The organism is Tautonia sociabilis (assembly GCF_003977685.1).
GTDB classification, from domain to species: domain Bacteria; phylum Planctomycetota; class Planctomycetia; order Isosphaerales; family Isosphaeraceae; genus Tautonia; species Tautonia sociabilis.
The window spans coordinates 22372-33309 of the sequence record NZ_RYZH01000065.1; the positions used below are offsets into that span (position 1 = coordinate 22372).

The 10938-nt window shown below is 72.1% G+C and carries 8 protein-coding genes; 3 read left to right on the forward strand and 5 right to left on the reverse strand.

Annotated elements, in window-relative coordinates; all coding sequences use genetic code 11:
- Positions 1 to 21: 21 nt before the first annotated feature.
- The 5 genes from TsocGM_RS22830 to TsocGM_RS22850 all read right to left on the reverse strand — a co-directional run bounded on the left by TsocGM_RS22830 (position 22) and on the right by TsocGM_RS22850 (position 7016).
- Complete coding sequence (locus TsocGM_RS22830) at positions 22 to 921, reverse strand: hypothetical protein (protein WP_126727775.1); 900 nt, start codon at positions 919 to 921, stop codon at positions 22 to 24.
- A 17-nt stretch (positions 922 to 938) separates the two neighbouring features.
- Complete coding sequence (locus TsocGM_RS22835) at positions 939 to 1886, reverse strand: ribokinase (protein WP_126727776.1); 948 nt, start codon at positions 1884 to 1886, stop codon at positions 939 to 941.
- A 9-nt stretch (positions 1887 to 1895) separates the two neighbouring features.
- Entirely contained in the window at positions 1896 to 3239 is a 1344-nt protein-coding gene (locus TsocGM_RS22840; protein WP_126727777.1) for a tRNA modification GTPase, read from the reverse strand.
- 116 nt (positions 3240 to 3355) lie between these two features.
- On the reverse strand, positions 3356 to 6022 hold the full coding sequence (gene yidC / locus TsocGM_RS22845; protein ID WP_126727778.1) for a membrane protein insertase YidC: 2667 nt from the start codon (positions 6020 to 6022) through the stop codon (positions 3356 to 3358).
- A gap of 142 nt (positions 6023 to 6164) precedes the next feature.
- The gene (locus tag TsocGM_RS22850; RefSeq protein WP_126727779.1) at positions 6165 to 7016 is read right to left on the reverse strand and encodes a metallophosphoesterase family protein; all 852 of its coding nucleotides are present in this window, start codon (positions 7014 to 7016) and stop codon (positions 6165 to 6167) included.
- A 199-nt stretch (positions 7017 to 7215) separates the two neighbouring features.
- On the opposite strand from TsocGM_RS22850, the gene tsaB reads away from it, so the two are divergent.
- The 3 genes from tsaB (at position 7216) to zwf (ending at position 10520) form a co-directional block, all read left to right on the forward strand.
- A complete protein-coding gene (tsaB, locus tag TsocGM_RS22855; protein ID WP_126727780.1) occupies positions 7216 to 7902 on the forward strand; it encodes a tRNA (adenosine(37)-N6)-threonylcarbamoyltransferase complex dimerization subunit type 1 TsaB in 687 nt (228 codons plus the stop codon).
- 38 nt (positions 7903 to 7940) lie between these two features.
- Complete coding sequence (locus TsocGM_RS22860; protein ID WP_126727781.1) at positions 7941 to 8831, forward strand: class I SAM-dependent methyltransferase; 891 nt, start codon at positions 7941 to 7943, stop codon at positions 8829 to 8831.
- Positions 8832 to 8966: 135 nt separating this feature from the next.
- The gene (gene zwf / locus TsocGM_RS22865; protein ID WP_126727782.1) at positions 8967 to 10520 is read left to right on the forward strand and encodes a glucose-6-phosphate dehydrogenase; all 1554 of its coding nucleotides are present in this window, start codon (positions 8967 to 8969) and stop codon (positions 10518 to 10520) included.
- Positions 10521 to 10938 lie beyond the last annotated feature (418 nt).

Sequence of the window (10938 nt, forward strand, 5' to 3'; positions counted from 1 at the left end):
AAGCGGAGGTCGGACAAGGCATCAGGGCAGGGGGGTGGCCGGCCCGAGGACGGTGGGCGGGGTGCCGCCGCGGTCGCGGAAGCCGAACCGCTCGTGCTGCATGTTGCGGAAGATCTGGAGTTCCCACTGCATGTGGTACATCTCGTCACGGAGGACCTCGACGGTGTGCTCCAGGGCCGAGACGCGGTCAGCCAGCTCCTCGGGGTCGGTGAGAGAGGGGCCCGGGTCGGCCGAGCCGGGGTCGTCGAACTGTTCGAGCCGGCGGCGGGCGCGGTCGCGTTGCAATCGAGTCACGTCACGCTCGGCGGCCATGGTGTCTCGCCAGGTGGTGGCCTCGGCGACTCGGAAGAGGGCCTGGCGGGCGGCGCCGACCGCGGCGGTGCCGGACTGGACGGCCTTGATGAATTTGTCCCGGCTGTGGATCTCCGAGGTCACCTGCGCCTCGGCCGCGGCGAGGCGGGCTTCCCGGGCGTTGAGCCGAGCCTCCTGGATGCGGACGTCGTCTTCGAGCCGCTGGCGAAGCTCGGCGCGGTCACGCTCGGGGCTGGGCGACTGGCGCAAGCGCCGGAGGGATTCCAGGCGGATCCGGAGCTCGTCCCGCTCGGCTTTTCTGGCTTCGAGCAGGGCCTTGGCCGAGGCGTGGCGCACCTCGACGAGCTCGACGGCCCGGGGGGGAGTGGCACCGCTCTGGTGTTGTTCCTGGGCGGTCTTGAGGACGTCGGTTTCCAGATCCAGGAAGCGGCTGGCCTCGATCACGCGAGACTCCCGGACGCGGAGCATCGCCTCCAGCGCGGCGATGTCCTCGGCCAGGTCGGCCGAGGCGGGAGCCTCGTCGGGGGCGGGATCATCCTCGGCGAAGGCGGCCGGGCCAAGGACCAGGATGGCGGAGAGCAGCGGCGCGAGCGGAAGATCGACACGCATGAATATCTCTCCGACGTTCATGGGGTTCGGCGGGCCGCGTCCTCCGCGAGGAGGCGGTCGATGTCGGCCCGGGAGGCGAGCGCGCCCTGGGCCCCGGGCTTCGTGACGGCGAGCGATCCGGCGGCGCAGGCGAAAACGGCGGCGTCGAGCGGAGGGCGGCCCTCGGCCAGGGCGACGGCGAGGGCCCCGTTGAAGGCGTCGCCGGCGCCGACGGTGTCGACCGCGTCGACCAGCGGTGCCGGCACGAGGTTCTGGCCCCACTGGCGACCGAGCACGAGGCAGCCGAGCTCCCCCAGGGTGACGATGACGCCGCAATCGCCGCGGTCCCGGAGGGCTCGGGCGGCCTCGACGGCCTGCTCGATGGTGGCGGCGGGCAGGCCGGAGAGCTCGGCGGCCTCCTCCTGGTTGGGCGTCAGGTAGTCAACATGGCGGAGCAGGTCGCCGGCCAGGATCGCCGGGTCGGCCGGAGCCGGGTTGAGGATGGTCGTCATGCCGGCCGCCTTCGCCCGGGCCAGCCCCCGGGCTACGGTGGGCACGGGGACCTCCAGGCAGGCCAGCAGCACGCCCCCGCTCGGGAAGGCGGCGTCGGGCAGGGCATCGATGTCGTCGGGGCCGAGCCGGGCGCTGGCGCCGGGGGCGACGGCGATGCTGTTGGCCCCATCGTCCCCCACGAAGATGAGCGCCACCTGATTGGAGACGCCGGGCACGGTCTTCGCGAACGAGAGGTCCAGGCCCGCTCGGCGGTCGTGCTCGATGAGCAGGCGGCCGAAGTCGTCGTCGCCGAAGGCGGTGAGGAAGGTCACCTCGGCGCCGGCGCGACGGGCGGCGACGGCGGCGTTGGCCCCCTTGCCGCCGGGCCCCCGGAGGAGGTCGCCGCCGAGCAGCGTCTCTCCCGGCCGGGGGAGGCGGGGGAGGCGGATCGTCAGATCATAACCGCTCGATCCGAGCACGACGACGAGAGGCATGGCGGTGGCTCACTTGCCGATGCAGAATCGCCGGAAGATGCGATCCAGGATAGCGTCGTCGATCTCGGCGCCAATGATCCGGCCGAGTTCCTCGACCGCGTCCCTCAGGTCGACGGCGACCAGTTCGTCTCCGGAGTCGAGCCGGATCGCCTCGGCGGCGCGGCCCAGCGCGGCCGAGGCTCGGGCCAGACCGTCCCGGCACCGGGAGGAGGTGAGGCCGGCGGGGTCGTGCTCGGCCTCCCGGCGGCGGAGGGCGTCGGCGATGGCGACACGGAGCCGGTCCAGCCCGAGTCCCGACTCGGCGCTGGTGGCGAGGGCGTCTTCCGGGGGGGCGGCATCCGGGGAGAGGTCGGCCTTGGTCCAGACGACCAGGCGGGGGCGGTGATCCTGGGGAGGCCGGGCGAGGGGGGGGGCGTCCGCCGGCCGGCAGTCGAGCAGCAGGTCGGCGCCGGCCTCCTGGGCGTCTCGGAGGGCCTGGGCCTGGGCCTCGATCGGATCGTCGGCGTCGTCGAGGCCGGCGGTGTCGATCAGCTCGACGGGCAGGCCGTCGCACGAGATTGGGGCGGAGAGGTAGTCCCGGGTCGTGCCGGCGACGGGGGAGACGAGGGCGAGCTCGGCGCCGGCCAGGGCGTTGAACAGGCGGCTCTTGCCCGCGTTCGGCGGCCCGACGAGCACGACCCGGGGCCGTCCCGAGGGGAGGTCCCGGCCCCGGAGGCGGTCGGCGAGGGCGGCGACCTCGGCCGAGTCTCGGGCCAGGGCGTCGGCCAGTTGCCGGCGGGCCAGGGGATCGACGTCCGCCTCGTCGACGAAGTCGAGCCCGGCCTCCAGGTGGGCGAGGGTGTCGAGCAGGCGGTCGCGCAGCCGATCGATCGGCCCGGCCAGGCCCCCGGCGAGCTGGCGGAGGGCGGTCTCGACCTGGGCGGGGGTGGTCGAGTCGATGACGGCAAGCACGGCCTCGGCCCGGGTCAGGTCGATCCGACCGGAGAGGAAGGCCCGCAGGGTGAACTCTCCCGGCTCCGCGAGCCGGGCCCCCCGGTCCAGGCACCGGCCGAGCACCAGGCGGAGCAGGGGGGGGGAGCCGGTGGTGTGGAGCTCCGCCATCGGCTGGCCGGTGTACGTCCGGGGGCCGGGCCAGAGGGTGATGGAGCAGGGCAGGGGAGTGCCCTCCAGGTCGATCCGGCCCTGGGACCACCAGGGGCGCCGGCCCGGAGGCGGCCCTCCCGCATCGAGCCGGACGACCTCCAGCCCGATGGCGATCGCCCGGGGGCCGGAGAGCCGCACCAGGCCGCGCACCGCCGGCCCGGGGGGGCTGGCGATGGCGGCGATGGTGTCGGCCGGGTCGGGGGTGGCCATCGGGAGGGGGAAGGTCGGACCTCGGAATGCCGGGCGATCCCGACGGGGAGCCCTCGCCTCGGATCCGGACTCGGGATGGCGAGGCGAGGCGAGGCGAGGCGATCGGGCCGGGCGGCTCAGCGGCGCTTGCCGGGCTTGGTCTTCCGCTTGGGTCGGGAGCGGTCGCGGTCGCGGTCGGAAGGGGCGGAGGAGGCTCCGGTTTCCAGCTCGCGACGGCGGCGTTCGAGCTCCTCTCGGCGGTAGGTGGTCTCCTTGGCGGCCTCCTTCATCAGCTCGTCGAGCTTTCGGGAGAGCCAGCCGCCCCTCGGGGCGCCGCCGCCGGAGGAGGGGCCCTTGCCGTCGGGCCCGTCGTCGCCGGTCCCTCCGGGGCCCGCGCCGGGAGCGGGGGACTTGGAGAGCTTCGGTAAGAGCAGGCGCTCGCCGATCGACCAGATGCTGCTTGTGATGAAGTAGAGTGCCAGCCCGGCGGGGACGCGGTAGAACATGAGCATCATAAAGATCATCATGAACTTCATGATGCGCTGCTGAGCCTCCTGCTCCGGCGTGGTGGCCGGCGGGGTGAACAGCTTCATCTGGAGGAAGAACAGGGCGATCACCCCGAGGGGAAGCAGGTTGAAGTAGGGCCCCAGCAGGGGGATCTCGAACGGGAACCGCACCAGCATGTCGGGCGCGGCCAGGTTGTCGATCCAGAGGAACTGGGCCTGGCGGAGCGAGACGCTGACGTTGAGCACGCGCCAGAGCGTCATGAAGATCGGGATCTGCACGAAGACCGGCAGGCAGCCGCCCAGGGGGTTCACCCCGTGCTTGCGGTAGAGGGCGAAGGTTTCCTGGGCGATCTTCTGCTGGTTTTCCTGGCGCTTCTGGGGGTCGACGCCCTCGGTCGGGTACTTCTTGCGCAGCTCCGCCATCTGCGGCTGGAGGTCCTGCATCTTCTTGGCCGAGGCCGCCTGCTTGCGGCTCAGTGGGAAGAGGGCCATCCGGACGACGATCGTCAGCAGGATGATCGCGATGCCGTAGCTGCCTCGAGTCCCGCCGAACCAGCCGGAGATGGCGACGGTCATCGCGTAGATGTTCTCCAGCAGCGGCCCGATCACGTAGACCGACAGCAGCGCGACGATCGGGTCGACGATCGCCCAGAGGGCGTCGAACAGGAAGCCGATGACCGGGATCCGGCCGACCTGGCGGTAGATGGCCAGCCCCTCGGCGTCGTAGGGGCCCAGGGCCGCATCCGTCTTTGGCCCGGCGAAGAGGGTGTAGGCGTGGGCCACGTGGTCCCCGGGGGCCAGCTCGATCGGCTTGGAGACGAGGTCGACCGAGACGTCCGCCTTTTTCAGTTCCCGGGAGTCGGCATCGACGACGGTCATCGACGCCTCGGCCACCTGGACCGAGGGGTTTGCCGGCTTCAGGAAGGTGGCGAAGTACTGGTTCTCCTGGCCGGCGAAGGCGGTCGGGCGCGCGTTGTTGACGTAGTCGGGCCCGTCGGGGTCGCTGGCGACGTCGTAGGAGGAGTAGGTGTAGACTTCCGCATCTTTCCCCTCTCCCTTGCCGAAGTAGACGTTGCGGAAGGTGTGGGTGTACCACTCCCCCTCGATCGGCAGGCCGGAGGGGCCGTCGATCCGGTAGATCACCGAGCGGTCCTGGTCGGCCCCCTCGGGGAGGGCGAAGTCCAGGAGGACCTCCACGGCGTCGGCCCCCTTGCGCAGGCGGAAGGTCTTGGTGATCGTGACCGGGGGCAGGTCGCTGGGCTCGCGAAGGGTGGTGCGGAAGCGGAGCTCCTGGGCGACCTCCGTTCCCTGCTCGTCTCGAACGATGGCGACCGGGCGGGCCCGGGCCTTCTCCTCCTCCCCCAGCTCGTCGAAGGGGACGCCGTCAACGAGGACCTGCCAGAGACGGCTCTCCAGGTTTGAGACCGGCATCAGTCGGCCGTCCTCGTCCTCGTCGACGACCTGGATGGCCAGCGGGCGGTGCTCGGGAGCGACGAGCGTGATCGCCTGGGAGACGATCCGGTCCTCGATGGTCTTCGACAGCGACTCCGCTCCCCGCTGGGTGGCGACGAGGAGCTTCAGGCGGGCGAGCTGGGTCGGCTTGGCGGCGAACTGGCGCTCGTCGGCGTCGACGACTCGGCGGCCCTCGTCGTCGAAGATGCGGACGTGGAGCACTCCCAGGACGTCGGCCACGACGACCAGGCGCTCGCCCTGCTTGGGCATCGCGTCGGCCTCCTGGAGCCCTAGGAGCAGGCGGAGGCGGTAGGACTCGGGGTCGTCGATCGTCGCCAGGTGCGGGGGCAGGGAGACGAGCGTCAGGGGGCGGCGCCGGGGCTTGTTGTCCTCGTACTCGGCGTTGTACTGGGTCGAGGTGATGCGAGAGATGCTGGCCCCGTGCTGGTCGGCGACGACCTCGAGGTGATAGCCGTCCTCGCCCTGGCCGGCGGCGGAGCCGCCGAGCACCAGCAGAGCCGGGTTGACCCGCTCGGCGTCTGGCTCGGCGGGGGGGGCGGCGACGGCGTCCCCGGCGTCGGTCCCCGAGGCGAGGACCGGGGCGTCCTCCCCGTCGAGGGGAGCGTCGGCGGGGCCGGTCCCGGGGGCGCCGTCGTCGGTGCCGGCCTCCTCACCGTCCGCGTCGGCGTCGGCCTGGAGGATGCGCTCCTCCTGGGGGGCCTCGGGCTCGGGGAGCAGGCCGAAGCGGGAGAGCAGGAGGTTGGTCCCGGTGATCAGGGCCAGGGACAGGATCATGAACAGCATCAGCCGCTTGGGATCCTGGCTGGGGGGCGGCTCGGTGCTCATCGGCGCGGGGACCTTGGGAAGGAGGCTTCGGCGGATCGGGGCGGGGGCGCGGGACGGTCGGTCGGCACCGTGGCCTGGGCCGGGGACCGGTGGCGGGACGTCGGGCGGCCGGCCCGGGGGGATCGGGCGGCCGGCAGGGGGGTCATCGCCCCTGGCGGAGCCGGTCGCCGAGGAACGGCTCGAGCTCGGGGATGGCGTAGATCTTCTCGATCGTCGCCTCGAAGTCGTAGGGGATGCGGCGGTAGACGACCCGGATCGGGCCGGCGGGGGCGGAGCCGGCGCCGGAGTCGTACTCCCCGGTGTCGGACGAGGAGCGGTCGCCGTTGGCCGACGGTCCGGCGGCCGCGGCCGCTCCCTGGTCCTCGAGGATCAGATAGCAGGCGCGGTTGTCGCCGTCCCGGGGCTGGCCGACGGAGCCGACGTTGATCATCACCTTGCCGTCGCCGAGGGCGTACTCGTAGTCGATCTCCTCGGGGGCGTAGAACTGGTAGCTCTCGGTGAAGATGCCGGGGACGTGGGTATGCCCCTGGAAGCAGTAGCGCTCGACGAGCTGGAAGAGGCGCTCCATCTTCCGGTGGTTGTAGATGTCTTCCGGGAAGATGTACTCGCTGAGCGGGTTGCGCGGTGAGCCGTGCACGAACAGGAACGGCCCGGTGCGATGGGTGCGGGGCAGCTCGGCGAGGAAGTCCCAACGGCGCTCGCGCTGGGAGGCGTCGCCGCCGGTCTCCAACTGGTCCCGGGTCCAGAAAATGGCGCGCTCGGCCCCAATGTTGAAGCCGTTGGGGTCGAACAGGGCCCCTTCGTCGTGGTTGCCCAGCAGCGTGACCGAGCAGCGCTGGATCACCAGGTCGATGCATTCGCGCGGGTTGGGGCCGTAGCCGATGATGTCTCCCAGGCAGAAGATCTCGTCGACCTGCTGATCCTGGATGTCGTCGAGGACGGCTTCCAGGGCCTCGAGGTTCCCGTGGATGTCACTGATCAGGGCTCGACGCACGGGGCTGTCTCCGAGCCGGACCCGGCCCGTCGAGGCGCTGGGAGGCCGGCGGCGCGCGGACGATGACCGGGTCCGTTTGGTTTGTCTGGGAGAATACGGTATCGTAGGACCGGGAACGCGGGAGGGTCAAGGCCATGGTGGTGGCCCCATGTCGCGCTGCGAGATCCGTCCTCCCGGGCCCTCGACGCGGAGCCGGACGGTGATCCTCCTGGCGCTTGATACCGCAACGCTTCGGCCGGCCGTCGCCCTGGCGGCGGGAGACGGCCGCTGGGAGACCGCATACCCCGAACCGGGGCCGAGGCACGGCCGATTGCTCGTGCCGACGATCCAAGGGCTGCTCCATCGGGTCGGCCTGCGGGCCTCCGACCTGGAGGCGGTGGCGGTCGGGCTGGGGCCGGGCTCATTCACCGGGCTCCGGGTCGGGGTGACGGCGGCCAAGGCGCTGGCCTATGCCGTCGGCTGCCCGGTGGTCGGGCTCTCCAGCCTCGAGGCGCTGGCCCGGGGGGCACCGGCGTCGGATCGGGCCGTCGAGGTCGCCGTCGACGCCCAGCGCGGCGACCTGTTCGCGGCTTCCTTCTCCCGGGGAGCTCCCGGCGCCCCGTTGCTCCGGGAGGGGCCCGACCGGATCGTGCCGGCCTCCTCCTGGGCGGCCGGGCTGCCCGAGGGGGCCCGGGTGGTCTGCCCGACCCCGGATCGAGTCTCGGGGCTGCTGCCGCCCTGGGTTCGGCTCGACCGAGACGACCGGGGGGGCCCCGACGGGATCGTGCTGCTGGCGATGGCCGAGGAGGCGGTCGCCGAGGGCCGGTTCGCCGACCCCTGGACGCTGGAACCGGTCTACCTCCGCCGCTCCGCCGCCGAGGAGAAGGCCGACGCCCCCCGAGGATGACCCGGATCCCCCCTTCGCCGCAGGATCCCCTCCCGACGATGGCCGAAGCGACGACCCAGACCCGGACGATCTCAACCTACTCGCTCCAGTGGAACCGCTACCGGATCCTCCGGCCCGAGGAGGACCGGGCGACCTTCCGGAACCGGACCGGCCTGTCGGAGCGGGACCTGCGCGGGGCGCTGGTGCTCGACGGCGGCTGCGGCATGGGCCGCTATGTCCGGGTCTCGGCCGAGGCCGGGGCCCGGGTGGTGGGGATGGACCTGAGCGAGTCGGTCCGGGCGGCCCGGGAGCTGAATGCGGATCTGCCGGTCGTCGGGTTCGTGCGGGGGGACCTCCTGCGGCTCCCGCTGCGGGAGGGGGTGTTCGATCACATCTACTCGATCGGGGTGCTCGACCACACCCCCGACCCCCGCCGGGCGTTCCTCGGCCTGGCGAGGCTGCTGAAGCCGGGGGGGCGGATCGCCGTCTGGGTGTACCGCAAGGAGCGGCCGGTCCTGGAGGCGATCATGGACGCCCAACGGGCCATCTCCACCCGCCTTCCGGTCCCCGTCCTGGAGGCGATGAGCCGGGCGACCGCCCCCCTTGGCGGTCTGAAGCGGCGCCTGATGGCGAGCCCGAACCGGCTGGTCGAACGCCTGGGGGTGGCGCTGCACGTGCTGACCATCGGCGTCTCGATGCACCCGGACCCCGAGGTGAGGGTCTGCGACACGCTCGACTGGTACGCTCCCCGGTACGCCTCCCGCCATACCGTCGAGGAGGTCGCCGGCTGGTTCGAGGAGGCGGGGCTGGTGGACGTGGAGGACCTGTCGGCGTCCCAGGAGTTCTACCACCAGGGGCAGGGGAACGGGATCAACCTGGCCGGACGCCGGCCGGGAGGATCGGCTCCCGGTCGGGGCCCCGGAGACTCGGCCGCGGGCCCCGGGGGCTGAGGAGGGGGCCTCCCGACGGGGTCTCGGCCCCGATCGGCAGCTGATCGGGCTTCCCGGCCGCTTGAAGCCTCGGCGGCCCCTGCCGTACACTCCGATCGGCGAGGCGAGTCCCCCGATCCAGAGGCGGTCCCCAGCATGGCGTCGACCCAAGACCTCGGCGAGTCGAACCCCTTGCGAGAGCACCTGCCGAGATCCTCGGCGGTGGAGCCCTGCGCGATCGTCCTCTTCGGCTCCACCGGAGACCTGACGCACCGGAAGCTCGCCCCGGCGCTGTTCGAACTGGCCCGGGAGGGGGACCTGCCGGCCGACTTCGCCGTCGTCGGCTTCGGTCGGCGACCCTGGGGGGACGACCAGTACCGGGAGTCGCTCCGCCAGACGCTGGAGAAGGGCGGCGGCGACGACTTCGAGGAATCGTGGCGGCGATTCGCGCCCCACGTCGTCTTCGTCGAGGGGAACCTGGACGACCCGGCCTCCTTCGATCGGCTGAAGCGGCGGCTGGAGGAGGTGGACCGGACGCACGGCACGAAGGGGAACCGGCTGTTCTACCTGGCCGTCGGGCCGGAGTTCTTCGCTCCGATCGTCTCCCAGCTCGGCCGGGCGGGCCTGATCTACCCCCGAGACGACGGCCGGAGCTGGAGCCGGGTGGTCGTCGAGAAGCCCTTCGGCCACGACCTGCAGAGCGCCCGGCAGCTCAACCGGGAGCTGCAGGCGGTCCTCGACGAGGGGCAGATCTACCGCATCGACCACTACCTTGGGAAGGAGACGGTCCAGAACATCCTCGCCCTGCGCTTCGGCAACGCGATCTTCGAGCCGATCTGGAACCGGCGGCACGTCGCCTCGGTGCAGATCACCGTGGCCGAGCGCGAGGGGATGGCCGGCGGCCGGGGAGACTTCTACGACACGGCCGGCGCCATCCGGGACATGGTCCAGAACCACATGATGCAGCTGCTCTGCCTGGTGGCGATGGAGCCCCCGGTCGACCTCTCGGCCGATGCCGTGCGCACCGAGAAGGTCAAGATCCTCCAGTCCCTCCCCCGCTGGACCCCCGAGCAGGTCGCTGCCGAGGTCGTCCGGGGTCAGTACACCGCCGGCTCCCTCCAGGGAGAGGACGTGCCCGGCTTCCTCGACGAGAAGGGGGTGGCGCCCGACTCGACCACCGAGACATACGTCGCCATGCGGGTCCTGCTGAACACCTGGCGATGGGCCGGCGTCCCGTTCCTGCTCCGCACCGGCAAGCGGCTGCCGAAGCGGACGACGGAGATCGCCATCCAGTTCCGCAACCCGCCGACGAGCCTCTTCGAGGCCGACACCGAGGCCAGCCCCGACGTCAACCACCTGATCCTCCGCATCCAGCCCAAGGAGGGGACCAGCCTTGCCTTCCAGGCCAAGGTGCCCGGCTCCCGCCGCCGGTTGCGCTCCGTCCGCATGGACTTCCGCTACGGCACCGCCTTCGCCCGGCCCGTGCCCGAGGCCTACCAGCGCCTGCTCCTGGACGTGATGCTCGGCGACCCCACCCTCTTCACCCGCACCGACGAGGTCGAGGCCGCCTGGCAGTTCATCACCCCGATCCTCGACGCCTGGGCCCTCCCCGACGCCCCTCCCCCCGTCCCCTACGCCGCCGGCTCCTGGGGGCCAGAGGCCGCCGACGCCCTCCCCGCCCGAGACGGCGTCCGCTGGCGACGCCTCTGACCAGCCCAGCCAGCAGCGTGCCCCCCCGCTCCCCGACGGGTCGGCTTCGGATCGGTGCGCGAATCCGGAAGGCTGTTCGATCGCGGTAACGCTCTGCCGCGGGGCGGTTTGCGTCGGCCGCGTTGGCTTCGCTCCGCGTTCGGTCACGCCGAGCCGAGCGGTTCGGCGCCCCCCCAAGACGGCCGAGGGGAACGCCGCGCCGATCGCCAATTGGTGCGCCTCGGTGCGCTCCGGGGATTCTGGCGATTTCCCTTTTCAGGAACGAGGTTACGGCGATCGCGTTGGGTTCGCTCCGGGCACTGTCTCATCCGCCATCCTGTTGGGTTGACAGTTGTTGCGTCAATGCGGCGGGGTCGGCCTGCAGCAGCTCCCAGAAGTCGGCGGTCGGCAGCACCAGGCCCAGGACCTGGTAGGGGCA

Excerpts from the sequence above, each read along its gene's own strand:
- TsocGM_RS22830 (WP_126727775.1), bottom strand. The coding sequence starts at position 921 with ATGCGTGTCGATCTTCCGCTCGCGCCGCTGCTCTCCGCCATCCTGGTC.
- TsocGM_RS22835 (WP_126727776.1), bottom strand. The coding sequence starts at position 1,886 with ATGCCTCTCGTCGTCGTGCTCGGATCGAGCGGTTATGATCTGACGATC.
- TsocGM_RS22840 (WP_126727777.1), bottom strand. The coding sequence starts at position 3,239 with ATGGCCACCCCCGACCCGGCCGACACCATCGCCGCCATCGCCAGCCCC.
- yidC (WP_126727778.1), bottom strand. The coding sequence starts at position 6,022 with ATGAGCACCGAGCCGCCCCCCAGCCAGGATCCCAAGCGGCTGATGCTG.
- TsocGM_RS22860 (WP_126727781.1), top strand. The coding sequence starts at position 7,941 with ATGGCCGAAGCGACGACCCAGACCCGGACGATCTCAACCTACTCGCTC.
- zwf (WP_126727782.1), top strand. The coding sequence starts at position 8,967 with ATGGCGTCGACCCAAGACCTCGGCGAGTCGAACCCCTTGCGAGAGCAC.